At 60.9% G+C, this 21,344-nt stretch carries 13 protein-coding genes; 4 read left to right on the forward strand and 9 right to left on the reverse strand.

The annotated features are described in order from the left end of the window. Positions 1-77 precede the first annotated feature (77 nt). Entirely contained in the window at positions 78-1,967 is a 1,890-nt protein-coding gene (locus PUQ42_RS07340) for a RagB/SusD family nutrient uptake outer membrane protein (RefSeq protein WP_273372443.1), read from the reverse strand. Positions 1,968-1,993: 26 nt separating this feature from the next. Beyond that, a complete protein-coding gene (locus tag PUQ42_RS07345; protein WP_273372446.1) occupies positions 1,994-5,113 on the reverse strand; it encodes a SusC/RagA family TonB-linked outer membrane protein in 3,120 nt (1,039 codons plus the stop codon). Positions 5,114-5,369: 256 nt separating this feature from the next. Here PUQ42_RS07345 and PUQ42_RS07350 point away from each other — a divergent pair, with 256 nt between their 5' ends. Then, complete coding sequence (locus PUQ42_RS07350; RefSeq protein ID WP_273372449.1) at positions 5,370-8,783, forward strand: DUF5689 domain-containing protein; 3,414 nt, start codon at positions 5,370-5,372, stop codon at positions 8,781-8,783. A gap of 24 nt (positions 8,784-8,807) precedes the next feature. After that, a complete protein-coding gene (locus tag PUQ42_RS07355) occupies positions 8,808-9,686 on the forward strand; it encodes an endonuclease/exonuclease/phosphatase family protein (protein ID WP_273372452.1) in 879 nt (292 codons plus the stop codon). Positions 9,687-9,767: 81 nt separating this feature from the next. On the opposite strand, the gene pflA is transcribed toward PUQ42_RS07355, so the two are convergent. Then, complete coding sequence (gene pflA / locus PUQ42_RS07360) at positions 9,768-10,493, reverse strand: pyruvate formate-lyase-activating protein (protein ID WP_273372455.1); 726 nt, start codon at positions 10,491-10,493, stop codon at positions 9,768-9,770. 12 nt (positions 10,494-10,505) lie between these two features. After that, positions 10,506-12,734 (reverse strand): formate C-acetyltransferase, encoded by a 2,229-nt coding sequence (pflB, locus tag PUQ42_RS07365; protein WP_273372457.1) that lies wholly within the window; start codon positions 12,732-12,734, stop codon positions 10,506-10,508. Between the two features lie 210 nt (positions 12,735-12,944). Here pflB and PUQ42_RS07370 point away from each other — a divergent pair, with 210 nt between their 5' ends. Beyond that, complete coding sequence (locus tag PUQ42_RS07370) at positions 12,945-13,337, forward strand: DUF2721 domain-containing protein (protein ID WP_273372459.1); 393 nt, start codon at positions 12,945-12,947, stop codon at positions 13,335-13,337. Between the two features lie 271 nt (positions 13,338-13,608). Here the strand turns inward: PUQ42_RS07370 and PUQ42_RS07375 are convergent, their stop codons facing one another. The 5 genes from PUQ42_RS07375 to PUQ42_RS07395 all read right to left on the reverse strand — a co-directional run bounded on the left by PUQ42_RS07375 (position 13,609) and on the right by PUQ42_RS07395 (position 20,319). After that, complete coding sequence (locus tag PUQ42_RS07375; protein ID WP_087404189.1) at positions 13,609-15,858, reverse strand: inorganic phosphate transporter; 2,250 nt, start codon at positions 15,856-15,858, stop codon at positions 13,609-13,611. A 177-nt stretch (positions 15,859-16,035) separates the two neighbouring features. After that, positions 16,036-17,520, reverse strand: coding sequence for a sensor histidine kinase (locus PUQ42_RS07380; RefSeq protein ID WP_273372462.1), 1,485 nt, complete (start codon positions 17,518-17,520; stop codon positions 16,036-16,038). Beyond that, positions 17,498-18,178 (reverse strand): response regulator transcription factor, encoded by a 681-nt coding sequence (locus PUQ42_RS07385; protein WP_273372465.1) that lies wholly within the window; start codon positions 18,176-18,178, stop codon positions 17,498-17,500. Before PUQ42_RS07385 ends, PUQ42_RS07380 begins: the two co-directional genes overlap by 23 nt. A gap of 134 nt (positions 18,179-18,312) precedes the next feature. Then, positions 18,313-19,377: a bifunctional 3-deoxy-7-phosphoheptulonate synthase/chorismate mutase type II gene (locus tag PUQ42_RS07390; RefSeq protein WP_087311202.1), complete on the reverse strand. Its 1,065-nt coding sequence runs from the start codon at positions 19,375-19,377 to the stop codon at positions 18,313-18,315. Between the two features lie 96 nt (positions 19,378-19,473). Then, entirely contained in the window at positions 19,474-20,319 is an 846-nt protein-coding gene (locus PUQ42_RS07395) for a prephenate dehydratase (RefSeq protein ID WP_087311201.1), read from the reverse strand. 214 nt (positions 20,320-20,533) lie between these two features. On the opposite strand from PUQ42_RS07395, the gene PUQ42_RS07400 reads away from it, so the two are divergent. Further along, positions 20,534-21,070: a plasmid mobilization protein gene (locus PUQ42_RS07400; protein ID WP_273372471.1), complete on the forward strand. Its 537-nt coding sequence runs from the start codon at positions 20,534-20,536 to the stop codon at positions 21,068-21,070. Positions 21,071-21,344: the final 274 nt, after the last annotated feature.

Below are 21,344 nucleotides of genomic sequence, written 5' to 3' on the forward strand. Positions count from 1 at the left end.
CGGTTGGAATGGTTGGGTGATGAAAACAGCCGGACGGGCTCCGCTGCCGGAGTCCGTCCGGTTGTACGGCAGCAGGATCAATAGCCCGGATTGTTCTCCTTGATGTTCTTCATGACCTGCATCGTGGTGGTCGGGATGGGCCACAGATAGCTCTTCGGGGCCACGAACTTGCACTCGGCGAGGATCTGTGCGTACATGTTCCCGCGGAAGAAGTTGGGATCACCCTTGGCGACGTCGGCCATGAAGTCCACGCATCCGTCTTCGTCGACCTGCGGTACGGCTCCGTGGAACCACATGCCGTCGTCGATATAGGCGCGCTGGAGTTTCTCATCCTTCTTGGGCAGTCCGATCCAGGGGCGGTTGAGTGCCTTTTCGGCGATCCGCCAGCGCCAGAGGTCGTACAGGCGCAGGTTCTCGAAGGCAAACTCCATGCGGCGTTCGAAGCGCAGGATCGTGCGCAGCCGGGCCTGATCCGTTTCGGTGATGGCCGGATAGGAGTTGGTGGCTGTCACATCGACCTTGTAGGCGCGGGCGCGGACCTGATTCATGGCGTTGAGGACCGTATCGTCGATCTCGTTCAGTTCGATCTTGGCCTCGGCGTACATCAGCAGCACGTCGGCATAGCGCAGGATCAGTTTGTCGTTCTCGGCCTCGAAGGGCGACAGCCAGTCTTCATCGACGTGTTTCTTGAGCACCAGCCCGTTGTAGGAGGCGTACTGATTCGAGTTTCCGGCGATTCTGTACGACCGCGAGTCGTTGTTGGTGACCATGGCTCCCTCGCGGGCGCTGTAGACCTCGGTGACGTCGAAGTGCGGGTCGAAGATGACTCCCAGATGCTGGGTGCCGTGTTCGACGATGGTGTAGGTGCAGCGCGGGTCGCGGTGCTCGAAGGGCTTGTGGGGGTCGTAGACCTCCGATTCGTCGATGGGTTTGCCCTGGTCGTCGAGGAACGAGCAGAGCAGGTACCACGACGGCAGACAGGTCGTACAGGTCGGGGCGCCCGACAGACGCGGCAGCTTGGCCGTTGTGGCGCCGCCGTAGAGGTACTGGTATTTCGAGTTGTTCGAGAGGGCCTTCGAACGCGGGATGACGAAGATTCCCTCGGGAGAGTGCTTGGTCGACATGCGGAAGAGCTCGCCGAAGTCCGAATGGAGCGTATAGGCGTTCAGCTGCATGCAGCTCCAGGCGGCGTCGCGGGCCTGTTCGAAGAGCCGTTTGGCTTCGGCCTCGTCGTTGTCTCCGAATCCGCCGTTTTCAATGGTGTCCCACTTGCGGATCGAGGCGAAGTGCAGGGCGTAGCGGGCCTTCATGCCGTAGACGGCCCCCCTCGTGGCCCGTTCGACCTCGCCTCCGCCGTACGAAACGGGCAGCAGAGGGGCAATTTCGTCGAATTCGCGGAGCATGTCGTCCACGACGGTCCACATGTCCGAACGGGTCAGCTCGTAGGCGGCCTGACGCCCCGCTTCGGAGTCCATGTCCATATCCTCGGGAACGACGACCGGATCGCCGAAGTGTACCATGATCCGGAGGTAGAAGCAGGCCCGGTAGAAGCGGGCGCAGGCGATGATGCGGTTGTAGCGCTCGGGATCCATTTCGCCTTCGAGCTTCTTGATCTCGGTGATGATCTTGTTGCAGCGGTTGATGCCCGTGTAGGTGATGTCCCACATGCGCACGGCCAGCGGATAGGTGCCGTCGACGCCGTCGATGAGGAATCGGCCCGGAGCGCTTCGGTTCTGTCCGTCATCGGTCAGCATGTCGAGTTCGGTCTGTTCGTTGGAGGTCCATTCGTTCCGCTCCATGGGCCAGTAGCTGTGGTGGAGCAGGGCGTTGAGGTTCAGTTCGAACTGCTCGGCCGTCTGAAACCACGAGCCGCTGGCGGCCGAATCTTTCGGCGAGAGGTCCAGGTCGCTGCACGAGACCATCAGACTTCCGGCAAGGACGAAGATTGCGAATTTCAAGGTTTTCATAGCTTATCCGATCATTGTTTGCGACATTAGAATTTGAGTTGAGCCGAGAAGAGCACCGACTTGGTGATGGGATATGCGGTTGTCCCGACCTCGGGATCCCACCCTTCGGGGAAGTGGCTGTAGGTGAAGAAGTCGGTCAGGGTGACGGCGAAGCGCAGACTCTTGACATGCACGCGGTTCATCCATTTCTGGGGCAGGGTGTAGCCGAGCGTGATGTTTTTCACACGGAAGTAGGATCCGTCGAAGATCCAGAAGTCGGAGATCGCATAGTTGTTGTTGGCGTTGTTCCACGAATAGCGCGGGTACTTGGCGTGCTGGTTCTGCTCGATGGTGTTCTTGCGGCTCCAGGAGTTCCCCCCCCCGACTATTGTCGGGACGTTATACCATTGCGAGCGCAGCGGCTGTACCATTTCGTCCGTGAGGTAGGAGTTTCGTTTGCCGACCCCCTGGAACGTGAGGTTGAAGTCGATGCCGCGCCAGGCCAGGTCGATCGTGCCGCCGTAGTTGAAGTGCGGAAGCGAGGAGCCGAGCACCGTGCGGTCGTATTCGGCGTTGATGAGCGGACTGTCGGGGTCGGCATCTGCGAGGTTTCGGTAGTGCAGGTCGCCCGGATAGACGGTTCCGGTGGTTGCCGAGTTGTCGACCTCGGCCTGGGTCTGGTAGATTCCTTCGCAGACGTATCCGTACCAGGACTGGTATTCGTCGCCTTCGCGGATGATCTTGCCGCCGGAGATCACCTCCTTGTTGCCGATGTAGCCCATCGTGGAGACGTCGTCCGAGAGGTTGAACGTGACGCCGTAGTTGAAGTCGCCGACGTGGTCGCGCCATCCGAGCGTGATCTCCCAGCCTTTGGTGTTCATGTCGCCGATGTTGTCATAGGGGTCCGAGAGACCCATGATCGGGGCGATGGGGACCTGGAGCAGCATGTCGCGGGTCTTCTTGTAGTACCAGTCGGCCGTCAGGGAGAGGCGGTTCGAGAGCAGTGACAGGTCGATACCCACGTCGACCGTGGCTGTTGTCTCCCAGGTGATGTCTGAAACGATGGCAGCGGCCTGTGCATAACCCGAAAGGGCGGTGAGGGTGGTTCCGGTGTAGCCGACGACGTTGTTGTTGGCCAGTACGGCCTGATAGGGGTAGTAGCCCTTGATGCGTTCGTTGCCCAGTTCGCCGTACGATATGCGGAGCTTGCCGTGGTCGAGCACCCGTCGCAGTCCCTCCAGGAAGCGCTCCTGGGTGAAGACCCAGCCGGCCGATGCCGAGAGGAACGTACCCCAGCGGCAGTCGGGCGCGAAGCGTGACGAACCGTCGCGGCGGATATTGCCCTGGATGTAGTATTTCGACCGGTAGTTGTACATCAGACGGCCGAAGTACGAGCGGCGGGCCAGTTCGTTGACGTTCTTTGAATTGGCCGTGACGTCCTCGCTGCCTCCGGCGCTCAGGTCGGGGATCAGCGAATGGGCGAACGACGATTTCTTGGCAACGATGTCACCCTCCTGATACCAGTAGTTCTCGTAACCGATCATGGCGCTGAAATTGTGGTCCTGACCGAAGGTGTGCTGGTAGTTGGCGTAGACCTGCGTGGTGTGTGAGAAGGTGTCACCGCGGGTCTCCTCGAGGGTTGTCGTCTTGGCGTCGGAGATGTATTTCGTGCTGGTGAGGCTCTCCTCCTGGTAGTTGAAGTAGGAGGTCTGGCGCTGGAAATCCTTGATCTTGGTGTAGGAGAACTGGGGTGCGAAGATGCCGGTGACGGTCAGCCCCTTGACCGGGGTGATGTCGATCTGGAACTTGGCGTTGGCCAGATACTTGTCCGTTGTCTTTTCGCCGCCCGACATCAGGGCCGCATATTTGTTCGTACCGTCCTTGCCCGGAGCGTAGCGGCCGTCGCTCCATACGGCCTGGTAGATGGGCGGAATGTATCGCATGATGCTCGACGGCGAGGCGTGGGGATTGAGCTGGTCGGTGTAGCGCAGCGAGATGTCGGCCGAGGCGTTCATCCACTTGAAGACCTTGATGTCGTTGTTCAGCCGGGCCGTGTAGCGCTGCCAGGAGAGGTTTTTGCGGAAGAGTCCCTCCACGTCGTCATAGCCCAGACTCAGCACCGAGCGGACCTTTTCGCCTCCGGCCTGGATGGTCAGGCTGTGTGATTGGCGTACGCCCTTGTCCTTGAGCAGCAGATCCATCCAGTCGACATTCGGATAGAGGTCGGGATTTTCACGGTTAAGCAGCCAGTAGTTCTCGATCATCTCGCGCGAGTACTCCTGATACCAGCCTCCGGACGGCAGGTCATTGTAACGGAGTTCGTTGACGGCGGCCATGTAGTCCGTGGCATTCATGTATTCGGGCGTTCTGGACTGGTAGTCGAGTCCGAGCGTATAGTTGTAGGTGACGCTGGCTCCGCTCTGCGAGGCCCGTTTGGTAGTGATGAGGATGACACCGGCGGCGGCCTGTGAACCGTAGATCGACGCCGAGGCCGCATCCTTCAGGACGGTGATGTTCTCGATGTCGTTGGGGTTGATGTCGTCGATCGAACCGGCCACACCGTCGATCAGCACATAGGGATCCGAGGCCCCTTCGGTCATCGACGTGATACCGCGGATGCGGATCGTCGCCGAACCGCCCGGTGCCGAATTCGTCCGGGTGACGGTTACACCCGGCATGGCACCCTGCAGGGCCTGTGAGAGGGTCTGTGTCTGACGGTTGAGGATGGTCTCGCCGCCGACGGAGGAGAGTGATCCGGTCAGATCCTTCTTGCGGACCGTACCGTAGCCTACGACCACAACCTCATCCATGGCCGTAGCCTCTTCGGTCAGTACGACGTCAAACATCGTTCGGTTGCCGACGGGCAGTGTTTGGCTCTTGTAGCCGAGGTAGGAGACGATGAGCGAGGCATCGGCTGCCGGTTTGCGGGTCAGCGACAGTGTGAAGTTGCCCTGTGCATCGGAGGTTACTCCCTGCTGGGTGCCGCTCAGAATGACGGTGGCACCCGCTATGGGGTCGCCCTCCCCGGTCTTGACGCTCCCCTTGAGGGTGAAGTTCTGGGCCGAAGCGTACGATGGTGCAAATACGATCGCTGCCAGAAGCGCGCAGAAAGCCGCGATTGTCCGAAAATCGCACTTTCTTTGAAATTCATCGTAACTTTTTTTCATCTTTTTGGAATTAGTAGTATATTTGCATCGTACACCACACCACACAACACATAGGGCAAACGTGGAATAGTGTGGTTTAGTGTGGTACAAAAATAAGAGGAATATTTGACATTCCAAAGAAAAGCGTCTTTTTTTTGAGATTTTTCGGTGAATGTCATGAAAATGTAACGGAAGGGCACGGTCCGGAAGGACATGCAGTCGGACCGGGGAGTCCGGGCCCGAATTGACAAACCCAATGAACCTTTATTACGCACCTATGAAAAGACAATTATTCAGGATCTGGACAGCGGTTTGGCTGATTGCCGCCGCTGCGATCTCCTGTACGGGTGATCCGGATGTGGACCGGGTCGGTCTTGTTTCGATCGGACAGGAGAGTCTGACCGCCGATGGCGCGGGCGAGGAGTTGACCCTCGACGTGGCCAGCAATGCCTACTGGCATATTGAATTTACGGATCCGGCGACGGGTGAGACCGTGCGTTGGATTACGGCCAGCGAAACTTACGGGACGGGCGATGCCAGTCTGAAACTCATCGTGGCCCGCAACCGCTCGACCTCGCCTCGTACGGCTCACATCCGGGTGACGACCGATTCGGAGTCGTCGACGGCGACGATTCTTCTTTCGCAGGGGGCCGGAACGGTCGGGGGCGGCGACGGCTATGGTTTCCCGATCTATCAGATGTTCTCGATCGACGACAAGCTGATGTTGAGCAATGCATTCATCGAGGGCGGGACCTGTTATTTCGATGACGGCATGATTCTGAGCCGTACGGGGTCGCCGGCCGAGATGACCTTCAGCACGCAGACCCACACGAATCCCAAGTCGGACTGGTATTTCCAGCGTGGCGTTGTCATCGGATCGTGGGAGACGGGCGATGCCCTGCAGTTGGAGATTCCGCTCAAGGAGTCCCTTTCGGGAGATCTGCGCTACGTCTACGGCAGTCGTCGTGACGGCACGCAGAACGCCAGTCATGCCTGGGTGTTCGAGTGGAGTTCCGACGGGGCGGAGTGGACGCCGTTCGACGGGGCCTCCGAGGGGGGTGTTTCGGATGCCGTGTGGAAGATCGTCGACTTCACGATTCCCGAGGCGAAGGCGATTCCGGCGGGGGGAACGCTCTGGATCCGCCATCGCTGTACGGACGGCGCCTCGGCCAGCACGTCGGCCTCGAATCCGACGGTTGCCTACCAGACGGGCTTCTGCATCACGAAGGCCTCGGCCGAACCGACGACGGTTGCCCCCATGGATGATCAGACGGTGGTCTTCTCGACGGGCTTCGACGATCTGCTGGATGCCAAGGCGGCCTATATCGACATGCCGCTCGATTTCATGTCGTCGTTCAACGCCGGGGCCTATTCGCTGCCCCGGGAGCAGGCCGGTATGGTGGATTTCGCGGAGTGTTACATCCGTCCGGGATTTCTGCAGGTGGGGCGCGGCGACGAGGCGATCGTTTCGCGCTATACGCAGGGATCATATACGATCAAACTGGCGGATCGTTTCGAGGCGATGCGGATTCTGAAGAGCGATCTCAAACTGACGTTCCAGGCCTCGGCGATGATCGACGCCTATGGCAAACCGACCGATCCGGGAGTTGTCGTGAAGGTTGACGGTGCGAGCGGCGCCACGGTTGAGGGAGGAACGCTTGAGGGGGTTGAGAACAATGCGTTCAAGTCCTTTACGGTTTACGTGCGCGGTGCGACCGCCGAGACCGAAATCACCATCACGTCGGCCGATATGACCTCCAGTACGGATGACGTGCGCTTCTTTGTCGACGACATTCTGCTCGAGGTGGAGGGCGAACCGCAACGGCCGAGTGCCGACGATCCGGTGAAGGCCGCGATTGCCGAGCTTCGGGCCAAGGCGGGGGCTTCGGCCGTGACGATTACCGACAATCTCTATGTGGAGGGTTGCGTCGTGGCTGCGGACAATCTGCCCGAGGGGTGCTTTGCCCTGCAGGATGATCAGGCGGGCATCGTGGTGGCCTGCCCGAATCACGGCGTGACGGTCGGTGATCTGGCGAAGGTGGCGGTGAAGGATGCTTCGCTGGCCCGAAACGGCGACGGACTGCTCGTGGTGACGCCGGCGGCCTCCGACCGGGTTTCGAAGACGGGAACGGCCGAGCAGATGCCGGCTTCGCGGATGATCTCGGTGGCGGAACTGCAGGCCGGGACCTGGGAGGCGATGCTGGTCACGCTGCCCGAATCGCAGGTTGTCGAGTCGGATCTGTCGAAGCCCCTGAGCGGAGACATTACCCTGGAGCTGGAGGACCGGGTGACGACCTACGTACTGAAGACCTATGCCCATGCATCGTTTGCTTCGGCTGCGGTGCCGCAGAAGCGGGGACCGGTGAAGGGGTTGGCCGGAGTCGGCTTCGTGATGCCGACCTCGGCCGGTGATCTGGCCTCGATGAACGGCACGCGCTTCGGCGAGGCGGTCTACGCCATTAAGCCGATCGACGGCCACCTCTATGCACTGGGCACGACGAAGAACTTCACGATCGGCAATGCCACCTTCGACCAGGCGACCAAGACGGTCACCTACGACAACGGCCACTCGATCTACAAGGTGGGCGATACGTCGACCGACTTCACGTGGGGATGCTACGGAAGCAAGAAATCGGCTGCTGCCAACATGTATGACTCACGGCTCTACGTGACGGGCTGGGGTGGCCCGAACTGGCAGGAGAACGGCCTGGTGTTCAAGATGAAGGCGACGTCGCGCATTGTCGGCAATCTGCGCTTCGGCTTTGGGTGGTTCGGGGCCTCGGGCGACAATCTGCCCGAGAATTGGAAACTGCTCTGGAGCAGTGACGGAACCGCCTGGAACGATGGCGTAAAGGTGTTGAGTCTGACCTCCTCGCTGACGGAGCTTCCGTCCGACGATCCGGGCAGCGAGGTCTTCACCTTTGCCTCGAATGCCAATGCCGGAGGTTATCGGATGGCCTACTTCCATGTTCCGGACGACAAGGCGGTTCCCGAGGGCGGTTACTTCTATATGAAGATCGTGCAGGCCGACAACGCCTGTCAGCGTTCGGGCGAGTCGGTCGATCCGAGCAAGGAGATGATCTTCATCAACGGTTTCTACCTGCAGACCCACGAGCGTCGGGCCTATCATACGTCGGATCTTCCGTCGGGAGACAACGTGGTGCTGACCGAAGGCTTCGACGACAATCTCTGGGGGCCGGACCAGTTTGCTTATGCCTGGCAGTCGTTTGCCGGCTACAAGGTGGCCTACAAGGCGCCCGAAGGCTGGAGCATTGCGGGATCGGTCTTCGAGGAGCCCGGTCACGTGCGGATCGGCAACAGCGGAACCGATTCGTCCTCCTCGCTGACGACTCCGGCTCTGGAGGCATTGGGCAATACGCCGACGGATATTACCGTTCGATTCAAGGCGGCGACGCTGCTGGTCGGAGCTGCGGGGCTGGTTCCCGACGACCGTACGATTCGCGTCGAGGCTTCGGGGGCCGGAGCCGTCGGTTCGGAGGTGTACCTTCCGGCGACGCTTTCGGGAACGGCCGAGACGGTCGATCAGGCAACCTCCGACCGAATGTGCGACGAATATCTTCGCTGGTACGACTGTTCGGTGAAGATTTCCGGAGCCACGAAGGATACGCGGGTCGTCTTTACGGGAACGGGCCGCCACTTCTTCGACGAGATCGTGATAACGAAGGATTGAATCCAAACTTAAACCACATAGAAAATGAACAAACTGAAGTATCTGCTTTACGGAATCGTATTGAGTGCACTGGGCTGCTCGTCGAGCAGCGATGATGCTGGAACCGAGGGAAGCTCGAATACGCTGAAGGTCATGTCGTTCAACATTCGCTGCGTCACCTCGAGCGACACGGGCGACAAGGCCTGGGACGTACGTAAGACCGGGTGTGTCAAGATGATAACGGGCATCCGGCCCGATGTGATCGGCATGCAGGAGCCGCGGACTGCCCAGCGTACCTATCTGAAGGAGAATCTTTCGGACTACGAGATGCTCGAGACGCCCGGGACCGGAACCAGCAAGGGAGGCAATTCGGTGCTGCTCTATCGCAAGAGCCGTTTCACGTGCCTCGATTGGGGGTACTACTTTCTGAGCGACACCCCCGACGTGCCGTCGGTGGCCTGGGAGGCGACGCAATGGCATACGACGGTCTGGGCCCATCTGAAGGAGGTGAGCAGCGGCAAGGATTTCTGGATCTTCACGACCCACATGCCGGCCTATGCGTCGAATGTCTCGGCCCGCGTGAAGAGTGCCAATCTCAATGTGGCGAGGATGAAGGAGCTGGCCGGCGAGGATGCCACGGTCTTCATCACCGGCGACATGAACTGCTCCTATGCGGCGGACGATGCGTCGCGCGAGGCGTTGACGCCCTATTATCAGTGGATGTCTGCGGCGCGTGACATTGCTCCGGCGGGCGATGCCTACAGCTTCAACCACTATGGGAGCGGTACGGCCACTCCGAAGCGGAATCTCGACCATATCTTCTATCGGGATGCGACGGCCGTGTCGTTTCGCACGATTACGGACAACTACGGAGTGCCGTATATCTCCGATCACTATCCGATTCTGCTGACAGTCCTCTTCTGATCCGTCTGCGGCGCTTGACCGCGTATGTATGGAAAGACCCCGGGCCTTGAGAGAGGTCCGGGGTCTTTGGTTTCGGGGAGGTCAGTTGACCACCACCGTCGGAAAGTATTCGCGCAGCAGCGCCGCGGCGCGGTCCAGTTGCTCGGGGGTGTTTTCCCGCACGCCGCGCAGGCGGTAGTCGAGTCCCATCGCTTCGTACTTGTGGACCCCGAGGGTGTGGTAGGGCAGCAGTTCGACCCGTTCGATCGAGCGGCAGCCGCCCAGCCTCTCGCCCAACCGGCGGATATCCTCCTCGGCGTCGCTGTAGCCCGGGACAAGCACGTAGCGCAGCCAGAACGGCCGTCCGTGCTCCTCGAGCCAGGCCGCCGTGCGGAGCGTCTGCGTGTTCGGGTGTCCGGTGAGGACGCGGTGGCGTTCGGGATTGGCCTGCTTGACGTCGAGCAGCACCAGATCCACCAGCCCCATCAGCTCCTCGACGGCCGGATTCCACACCCCTCCGTTCGAGTCCAGACAGACGTGGATCCCGGCCTCCTTCAGATCGCGCACCAGCGGAACGAGCGCCGCGGCCTGGAGGGTCGGCTCGCCGCCCGAGAAGGTGACGCCGCCACGCCGCCCGAAGAAGGGCTTCTGGTCGACGGCCATGCGCAGGATTTCGGCCGGATCGGTCTCCCGGCCGCCGCCCGTTTCGATCGTGTCGGGGTTGGCGCAGTAGAGGCAGCGGAACGGGCAGCCCTGCAGGAAGACGACGAGCCGGAGTCCCGGCCCGTCGAAGGTTCCCATCGATTCGTAGGAGTGTACGCGGATCATCCCTGCCAGGTGCTACATCCGCTCATGAAAACTGCGGCTGATGACCTCCAGCTGGTGTTCGCGGCTCAGCTTGGTGAAGTTCACGGCGTAGCCCGAGACGCGGATCGTCAGTTGCGGATACTTCTCCGGGTGCACCATGGCATCCTCGAGCATCTCGCGGTTCAGCACGTTGACATTCAGGTGGTGGGCCCCCTTGGTGAAGTAGCCGTCGAGCATCGTCACCAGGTTCTCGACCCGATCCTCGGGCGTCGGACCCAGTGATTTGGGGATGATCGAGAAGGTGTTCGAGATGCCGTCCTGCGAGTCGCGGTAGCGCAGCTTGGCCACCGACGAGAGCGAGGCGATGGCGCCGCTCTTGTCGCGTCCGTGCATGGGGTTGGCACCCGGAGCGAAGGCGACGCCCTTGGCGCGTCCGTCGGGCGTGGCGCCGGTCTTTTTGCCGTACATCACGTTCGAGGTGATCGTCAGCAGCGACAGCGTCGGGCGGGCGTTCTTGTAGACGGGCAGTTTTTTCAGCTCCTCGCTGAAATAGTAGACCAGGTCGACGCCGAGGTGGTCGACGCGGTCGTCGTTGTTACCGAAGCAGGGGAACTCGCCCTGGATGTCGAAGCTCTCCGTGAGGCCCTGCTCGTTGCGGACGGGCGTCACTTTGGCGTACTTGATGGCCGAGAGCGAGTCGAGGGCGATCGAGAGGCCGGCGACGCCGTAGGCGAGGTTGATGCGCGGGTCGGTGTCGACGAATGCCATCTGGGCCTTCTCGTAGTAGTACTTGTCGTGCATGTAGTGGATGATGTTCATCGCCTCGTTGTAGACGCGGGCGATCTCATGCAGCACCTTCTTGTAGTTCTGCATCACCTCCTCGAAGCGCAGCGGGCCCTCGGAGAGTGCCGGGATATCCTTTACCATGACCGTTCCGGTGTTCTCGCAGCGGCCTTCGTTGATGGCCAGCAGCAGGGCCTTGGCCAGGTTGCAGCGGGCGCCGAAGAACTGGATCTGACGACCGATGTCCTGATACGACACGCAGCAGGCGATGCCGTAGTCGTCCGAGTGGCGCACTTCGCGCATCAGGTCGTCGTTCTCGTACTGGATCGAGCTGGTGTCGGACGAGACTTTGGCGCAGAAATCCTTGAATCCCTGCGGCAGGTCGGGGCTCCACAGGATCGTGAGGTTGGGTTCGGGCGAGGGGCCGAGGTTGTAGAGCGTTTGCAGGAAGCGGAACGAGGTCTTCGTGACCTTCGTGCGGCCGTCGTTGAAGCGGCCTCCGATGGCTTCGGTCACCCACGTCGGGTCGCCGGCGAAGATGTCGTTGTAGGACTGCATGCGCAGGTGGCGCACCATGCGGAGCTTGATGACGAACTGGTCGATGAGCTCCTGTGCGAAGGTCTCGTCGATGAGGCCGTGAGCGAGGTCATACTCGATGAAGATGTCGAGGAACGACGATACGTTTCCGAGCGACATGGCGGCCCCGTCCTGCTCCTTGACGGCGGCCAGATAGGCCATGTAGACCCACTGCACGGCCTCCTGTGCCGAGTGCGCCGGGCGGGAGAGATCCAGTCCGTAGTATTCGCCCATGGTGCGGATGTCTTTCAGGGCCTTGATCTGCTCGGCGACCTCTTCGCGCAGGCGGATGCGGGCTTCGGTCATCGGGCCGGTGAGGCTGCGCAGGTCCTGCTGCTTGGCCTCGATCAGGCGGTCGGTGCCGTAGAGGGCGAGCCGGCGGTAGTCGCCGATGATGCGGCCGCGGGCGTAGTTGTCGGGCAGACCCGTCAGGAATCCGAGCGAGCGGAACGAGCGGATCTCCTCGGTGTAGACGTCGAAGACGCCGTCGTTGTGGGTTTTGCGGTAGTGGGTGAAGATGTCGCGCACCTTTTCATCGACATCCACGCCGTTCTCCTTGCAGGCGCGCGATACGACGTTGATGCCGCCGAAGGGTTTGATGGCGCGTTTGAGGAGTTCATCGGTTTGCAGGCCGACGATGAGTTCGTTCTCGCGGTCGATGTAGCCGGCCTTGTGGGAGGTGATCGTCGAGACGGTCTTGTTGTCCAGCGAGCGGATGCCATTGTTCTGACGCTCCTCTTCGATGGCTTTCAGACAGAGGTCCCAGATGTGCCGGGTGCGTTCGGTGGGTCCTTGCAGGAACGAAGCGTCGCCCAGATAGGGGGTGATGTTCGTCTGCACGAAACTCGTGACGTTGATCTCCTTGCTCCAAAGCCCGTCGATAAAGGTTTTGTTCAATTCCATAGATGCGTTTGTTGTTCGTTTTGGGATTAAGATTGTCATCTTTTGGCGCCAAAGATAGACGATTTTTCCCATACGCAACGAATCGCGGTTACAAATTTTTATAAAATTTGAAAAAATACCTGCGTTTCGGTAGCCGGGGCCCTTGGAAACGCACTTTCCGAAATTGCTGAAAATGGCTATCTTTGCGGTAAATCCTGATCATCTCGCCCTATGGAAGAACTTACCCTGACCACGCCGGCGCTGTTGTTTTCGGCCGTGTCGCTGATTCTGCTGGCCTACACCAACCGCTTTCTCTCCTATGCACAGCTGGTGCGCACGCTCAAGGAGCAGCACCTCGAACACCCTTCGAAGGTGACGCGCGCCCAGATCGACAACCTCCGCCGCCGGCTCCAACTCACGCGCATGATGCAGGCGCTCGGTGTCTCGAGCCTCTTCTTCTGCGTGGTGACGATGTTTCTGATCTATGTCGGGCTGTTCGACGTTGCGGCGTGGATCTTCGGGCTGGCGCTGCTTCTGCTGATCGCATCGCTCGGCGTTTCGCTGCACGAGATTCAGATTTCGGTCCGGGCGCTGGAGATCCACCTGCGCGACATGGAGAAATAGGCCGCTGGCAGCCTCCGCCGGCCGTCTTCACCGGCAACCTTCGCCGGCCGCGTTCGCCCTGGCCGTTGCCCCTCCCGCCTCTCCGGAGGCAGGGCTCCAAAAAACGAAGATGCCGCGACGTCGCGTCGCTGCATCTCCCACTAACCTACTTATGTAACCTAAAACCAACTTGTGAAATCGTCTTCCGGTTTTCACGTTGCAAAGATACGGGGCCGTTGTCTCAGCGAGATGACGGCCCCGTTACATTCGTGTGACGAATCACCGGAAGGCGTTACTTTTCCTTTGCAGGGGCGATTTCGTGCTGCGACTCGAGGAAGTAGTGCTGCGACTTGAGCAGGTTGCGCGACTGGAGCACCATGGTCTTCGTCTCGTTGAGGATCGTCAGATAGAGGACGCTGGCGCGGGTCGAGGTCTGCGGGTCTCCGTTGATGCGGCGCAGCTGGCTCTTGACGGCCTCGACAATGGTGTCGAAGAGGCGGTCGCGCATCTCGAGCACCAGATCCAGATCCGAGAAGTCCTTCGAGGCGAGCATGTCGTTGATCTTGTCGAAGATCTCCTCCACCTGGTCGTTGACGCGCATCAGATCGACGATCTGCTCCTTGGACATCCCCTCGTGGTTGTTGTCGATGTGTTCGAACGAGGGGCGGGTGATGTGGATCAGCGCCTTGGTCACCTCCGAGAGGTAGTCGACCACCTGGACGTAGAAGTGGCCCGTGTCGATGTCGCAGCGCTGCAGGCGTCGCAGTGTGGGCATGATGTTGTATTTGCGCTCGCGGGCCTCCTCGAAGAGTCGGTTCGAGTCGCGGACCATCTCCTTCAGGACCTTGCGGTTCTCCTTGAAGACGGCCACCAGCGTGCGGTTATAGATGCGCGTGACCTCCTGCATCGTGTTGCAGACCTCGCCGATGCAGGCGCAGAGCACCTCGTCGGGCGTTTCGGCCTTCTCGAGCGGGAGCAGCTCCTTTTCGGCCTCCTCCTTCAGCGCCGGGGTCTTGCGGTGGCTGCGGATGAGCAGCCAGGCGCAGATCAGCGTCAGCGCCACGACGGCCACCCAGCCGCCCCAGAGCAGCAGCGCCGTGACGGCCAGGGCGATGAGGAATCCGCCCAGCGCGGTGATGAACCACCCCGAGATGACGGCCATCACGCCCGTGATGCGGTAGACGGCGCTCTCGCGGCCCCACGTGCGGTCGGCCAGCGACGAACCCATGGCCACCATGAAGACCACGTAGGTGGTCGACAACGGGAGTTTGTACGACGTGCCGATGGCGATCAGTACCGAAGCGGCCGTCAGGTTGACCACGGCGCGGATCAGGTCGTACTGGGCCGAGGTGCGCTCCTCGACGGGCAGCGGTTCGAAGCGGCGGTCGATGGCCTTCTGCAGGCGCTGGGGGACGATGCCGCTCCAGAGGTGGTTGGCCATGAGCGTCAGACGTACCAGACCGCGCGAGAGGAATGTCGAGCCGAAGCGCTCCTCCTCCTCGTGCTGCGAGGCGAGCGAGAGTTCGGTTTCGGCCACGTGCTGCGACTTTTTCGAGAAGAAGAGCGTCAGCACCATGATCACTCCCGAGACGATCAGGATCAGGAAGTTGGCACGGGCCGGGGCTTCGAGCTGTCCCATCATGATAGCCTCGCTGCCGGCGTCACGGGCGATCTGCCAGGCGTCGAAGCTGGCCAACGGTACGCCGATGAAGTTCACCAGGTCGTTTCCGGCGAAGGCCAGGGCCAGGGCGAAGGTTCCCGAGAGGATGGTAATGCGCATGATGTTCAGACGCATGCGCTGGAAGATCCACAGCACGATGGCAGCCACGATCCAGAAGACGAAGAGGGTGAGCAGCACATGGTTGGTGACGTATTCGGAGATGGCCGTGGGGATCAGCCCCGAGCTCTTGAGCCCATTGAAGAGGGCGAAGTAGAGGACTCCCGAGAGCGAGAGGCCGCACCAGACGGCGCCCCAGCGGCGGAAGACCGGCGCGTAGCGGAACGAGAAGATCAGCCGCGAGACGTACATGTATATGAGCCCGGAGACGAAGGCGAAGGCCACCGAGAGCAGGATGGCGGCGATGATGACCATGGCCTTTCCGGTGTTGATGAACTGCGAGAGGTCGTGCAGCGAGAAGGCCGGATCGGCCGAGATGCGGAAGAGGGCCGTGGCGACGGCGGCGCCCAGCAGTCCGAAGACCATCGAGACGGTGGTCGAGGTCGGCAGGCCGAGCGTGTTGTAGAGGTCGAGCAGCAGGACGTTCCCGAGCATCATGCCCAGGAAGAGCATCATGATCTCCGGGAAGGAGAACTGCCCGGGGTAGAAGACCCCGCTGCGGGCCACCTCCATCATGCCGCTGGAGGTGAGCGTACCGATGATAATACCCGCGGCGGCGACCCAGAGGATCGTGCGGCGCGGGGCGACCTTCGAGCCGATGGCCGAGTTGAGGAAGTTGATGGCGTCGTTGGCGACGCCCACGACAATGCCCATCACGGCCAGAATGGCCAGAATGATGACGATGGCGGTAAACAGGGGCGACATATATCTGTTGCGTTATTGAATTTCCCGAGGGAAAGTTCTTCTCCGGGGGGTCGACGCGAGGCGGTCGGGCGGTGTTTGCGGGTTGGGAGCTAAGACCGCAGCCGACGCTGTGCCGGGGACATCCCGGGGTGTGGAACTTACCGGGAGCAAAGGTCCGAAACAGATATTACAAAACGGTTACAACGTTGTTTCAACGTCGTGAAACATGCGGAATTCAGCTTTTTTGCGGAGTGTGAAGAGGAATTCCAGTCCGCCGCGGTCGCGGTTGCGCACCGAGATCGTGCCGCCGTGGATCATCACGGCGTTCTTGACGATCGAGAGGCCGAGTCCCGTTCCGCCCAGTTTGCGCGAGCGGCCCTTGTCGACGCGATAGAAGCGTTCGAACAGGTGGGGAAGGTGCTCCTCGTCGACGCCGATGCCGTTGTCGGCAAAGAGAATCGTACACTCCTCGGGGGTATCGTCCACCAGGCGGATGAAGATATCGCGGCCGCCGGAGTAGGCCGCGGCGTTGTCGGCCAGGTTGCGGAAGATCGAGCCAAGCAGTGCCGGATTACCCTCGACCTCGACCCTCGTCGGGAAGTCGACATTCACGCGCAGCCGCTGCTCGGCGGGTTTGAGGGCCATTTCGTCGGCCACCTCGTCGATCAGGTCGTTTACGACGACGGGTTCCTTGCGGATCAGCTGGCTGGCCTCGTCCATACGCGTGATGGTGGCCACGTCGGCGAGCAGCCTCCGCAGCCGCTCGGTCTGTGCGGCACTCTTCTCGAGGAACTCCTGCCGCCGCCGCGCGTCGATCTGCGGGTTGGCCAGCAGCGTCTCCAGATAGCCCTGAATGGCCGCTACGGGGGTCTTCAGTTCGTGGTTGATGTTGTTGGTGAGCTGTTTCTTGATGCGAATCTTCTCCTGCTCCTCGTGCAGGGCCAGGGCGTGTTCGCGGTCACGGTCGGCCGTGGTGCGCTGCAGTCGGGCGTAGAGGCGGATGATGTGGTTCGAGATTTCACCCAGCTCGTCGTGCGGGAAGGGCTCCTCCTCGTCGATACGTTCGCCGCGTTCGGCCCGTTCGGCGAAGTCGTTCAGCCGCGAGATGTTGTGTCCGAGCCGCCGCGTGGCGAAGTAGCCCGCCACGCTCATCAGCAGCGTGATGCCGAGCATGAGCCAGAGGAATTCGCGGTCGGCGGCCAGCACCTCGCCCAGCGGGATGCTGTAGGGGACGGCCGTGCGGACGATGGTCCGCTCGCCGGCCATGGCCGAGTAGAAGTAGTTGCGATGGGTGCTCACCGAGTGTCGTCGGATGATGTATCCGGTGCCGTGGGCCAGTGCATCGACAACCTCGGGACGGTCGAGGTGGTTGGCCGTCGGGAGCGTGTCGAGCGAGTTGTCGAAGAAGACATGCCCCGAGCGGTCGATCAGCGTCACGCGCAGCTCCTCGAAGGGCTCGTCGTGCGAGGCGATGAAACGGGCCGGGTCTGTGCCGTCGTTCAGCGCGTCGAGCAGCCGCAGGTTGAAGAGTTGCAGCTGGGCATTGAGGTGTTCGGCCTTGAAGTGCTTCTCGCGGCCGTACTGAAACAGCACGAAACAGGCTACCAGCGTCCACGAGAAGGCCAGCAGCAGCACGAAGAGCCGCTGGTGGTAGGAGAATCTACTCCTCAAAGCCGTAGCCATAGCCCAGACGCGTGACGATGTGTTTGCCGTAGGGGCCGATCTTGCGGCGCAGACGGGTAATGTTGACGTCGATCGTACGGTCCAGCACGATCACCTCGTCGCTCCAGATGCGGTGGAGGATCTCCTCGCGGGAGAAGATCACGCCGCGGTGGGCAAGCAGCAGGGCCAGAATCTCGAACTCCTTCTTGGTCAGGGCCAGTTCCGTGCCGTCGAGTGTGCAGATCTTGCGTTTGAGATCCATCTCGAGCCCCTCGAAGGCGATGGTTTCGTGTTCGGGCTCGGCGGCCGTGGTGCGGCGCAGGACGCTGCGCACGCGGGCCAGCACCTCGCGGATCGAGAAGGGTTTGGTGATATAGTCGTCGGCGCCGAGGTTCAGCCCGGCGACGGTGTCGTCTTCGGAATCCTTGGCCGTGCAGAAGATCACGGGGACGTGGGCCGTTTCGGGCCGCTCCTTGAGGATGCGGGTCATGCGGAAGCCGCTCATCTCGCCCATCATGACGTCGAGCAGAATCAGCGAGTAGCGTTCGGGATGCATCTCGAGGGCCTGTTCGGCGCTGTAGGCCACGTCGACGTCATAACCTTCGACTTCGAGGTTGAACTGGAGGATTTCGCACAGCGACTCTTCGTCGTCGACCACGAGGATTTTGTTTTTTGCCATAGCTTCGGGTTTGATTCCGGGCCAAATTTACACAACATTCACGGATGTTACACGCCCCGTGTCCGACTTTTCACCGAAATGTAACAGGGTGGCTTTCCGGTCGGCTCTCTTCGGTTCCGCCGGTCCCTCGGCCGTTACTTGCCGAGGACCTCCATCTGCTGGCGGACCGACTCCTCGTGGATGGCCTGCATGACCGTGCGCATGAATTCGCGGTCCATGCCCAGCTCGACGGCCTGGGCGGCGCGCCGGGCCAGCAGCTCTTCGTAGCGCTGTGCCTGCAGAATGGGCATGTCGTGCTCCTTCTTGTACTGTCCGATGTCGCGTGAGACGCGCATGCGCCGTACGAGCAGGTCGAGCAGTTGGTCGTCGAGTTTGTCGATCTGGGCGCGCAGCTCGTTGAGGTTCTCCGTAGTGACGGTCTGCTCGCGGATCACCAGATTGCGCAGGATGTAGGCCAGTGCGTCGGGGGTTACCTGCTGGGCCTTGTCGCTCCAGGCGCAGTCGGGCGAGCAGTGCGCCTCGACGATCAGCCCGTCGAACCCGATGTCCATGGCCTGCTGCGAGAGCGGGGCGATCAGTTCGCGTTTGCCGCCGATGTGGCTCGGGTCGCAGAAGATCGGCAGTTCGGGCAGTCGGCGGTGCAGCTCGATGGGGATGGCCCACATCGGGTGGTTGCGGTAGATGCTCTTGTCGATGGAGGTGAAGCCGCGGTGGATGGCCCCCAGACGGCGGATTCCGGCGTTGTGGATGCGTTCGATGGCGCCGATCCACAACTCGAGGTCGGGACTTACGGGGTTCTTCACCAGTACCGGGATGTCCACGCCGCGCAGCGCATCGGCAATCTCCTGCATGGCAAAGGGATTGGCCGCCGTGCGGGCGCCGATCCACAGCAGGTCGATTCCTCCCTTGAGCGCCGTTTCGACATGCTGTCGCGTGGCGACCTCCGTGGCGGTGTACATGCCCGTTTCGCGTTTTACGCGCTGCATCCAGGGGATTCCCTTTTCGCCGACGCCTTCGAAACCTCCGGGTTTGGTGCGGGGCTTCCAGAGCCCGGCCCGGTAGATGTGGAGGCCTTCACGGGCCAGCATGCGGGCCGTTTCGATGACCTGCTCTTCGGTTTCGGCACTGCACGGACCGGCAATGACCAGCGGACGCCGGGGATCGACCCCGGGAAGCGTGATGGGTTGGATGTCGTTCATGGTTTTCTATTTTTTGTTGTTCTTGATTCGGTTTTTTCGGGAAGCCGCCTTCGGTCGCAACGGCTTGCGGGGGCTTCGACGGGTTGCTCTTCGGGGTCAGATCTCGGGATTGGCCCCTTCGGCATATTCGCCCAGGATGCGGAATCCGCTGGTTAGCGGCCGGGCCGCATCGATGGCTTGGCGGTAGCGGTAGGGATCGTCGAAGGTGACGTCGACGTAGAACTGATACTCCCACTCGCGACCGATGATCGGCAGCGACTGGATCTTCGTGAGGTTGATGTCGTAGAACGAAAGGACGGTCAGCACCTTCGAGAGCGAGCCCTGCGTGTGGCGGAGGGTGAAGACCAGCGAGGCCTTGTTCGTGTGTCCGGGATCGGTGAATTCGGCGGCGCGGCTTTCGTCGGCCAGGATCAGAAAACGGGTGAAGTTGTGGCGGTTGGTCTCGATGCCGCGGCGGAGGATCTCCAGCCCGTACATCTCGGCGGCATCGGCTCCGCAGATGGCGGCCGTGGCGGCGAGATGCCCTTCGGCGATTTCGCGGGCACTGCCGGCCGTGTCGTCGCGTTCGACGACCTTCATTGCCGGGTGGCTCTTCAGAAACTCACCGCACTGCATCAGGGCGATGGGGTGCGAATGCACCTCGCGGATCGTGTCGAGCCGTTCGCCGGGAAGGGCGGCAATGACGTGCGAGATGCGGATCTTCTGCTCGCCGACGATCCGGGCCCGGCTGCGCTGAAGCAGTTCGTGGTTGGGCAGCAGGCTGCCGGCGATGGTGTTCTCGATGGCGGCGATGCCCAGCAGCGCAGGGTCTTCGGCCAACTGTTCGAACAGCTGGCCGAAACTTGCGCAGGGGAGCACCTCGAGCTCCCGATCGGCGAAATAGCGTCGGGCGGCGGTTTCGTGATAGCATCCTGCGATGCCCTGTATGGCGATTCTCTCCATGGAATGGTAGATTAAAGAAAAATCCCGCACGGCCTTCGTGCGGGATTTTCATGCTTGTATGCGTTTGTTGGTTCGATCCTTTCCGGTCTTCATCCGATGCATGGCGTCCCGCATTTTCTCTTGGCATAAAAGAAAAAGGAATAAAAGAAATATGCGAAACCGTAGAGCTTCATCTTCGGAAGAGTTTGTCTGGGTACAAATATACTAAAAAATTTTGAAAAACCAAATCCGCGGCCGCTTTTTTGGACGAAAAAAGGCGTTTCTGCCGCTTCGGGGGCGGGATTCGGCGGTGCGCGAGCCTCCGATCCTCGGGTACGGTGTCCGGCGGGGGCTCTTCGAAGAGGGGGGGGCGGGCGCCGCGGTCTCTCCTGGCCCGTTGTCTCGCTTGTTCCGCGGTCTCGCCGGGCGCCGTGGTCGCCTTCCGACTTTCCGGCAGATGCTTGCAGCCGCCGGATTGGAGCACAACCGCAGCCGGTTCATCGTCAAACGACTCTTTGCCGAGCGTTTCGAGGTTATCCGCCGTGACCCTTCAAAGGTCGAGTTTCTGACACGGCTCAACGATCTTTACTTCCAGTTCCAGCGCGTCGGGAATAACTACAATCAGGTGGTTCGGGCCATCAACAGCCACTTTTCCAACATCTCGATTCCGCGCCAAATCGCTGCGCTGGAACAGCATACCCGCGAACTGAAAGCGTTGAGTATCGAGATTCTGAATCTTACCAAACAGGCCGAAGGATGGTTGCGAATATAAGGACGGGAGCAACCGTCGGCGGAGCTGTCCGCTACAACGAGGAGAAAGTCAACCGCGGGCGGGCCGAGGTGCTCTTCTGGAATCGGATGCTTGATCCGTTCGTTGGATGCGATTCTGGAATTGGCAGACGTGCAGGCTTATGAGAAGGAGCGACGACTTCGTCAGCACAGGCGTCGACGAAAGCGTCGATTGTTGTAATCTAGGGACAGTCGTTAAATTCCGTCATTATGAGTCAATCGGCAGACTGTCCCGGTAATTTTTCCGATCGAACTCA

It is taken from the genome of Alistipes megaguti (assembly GCF_944320325.1).
GTDB classification, from domain to species: domain Bacteria; phylum Bacteroidota; class Bacteroidia; order Bacteroidales; family Rikenellaceae; genus Alistipes; species Alistipes megaguti.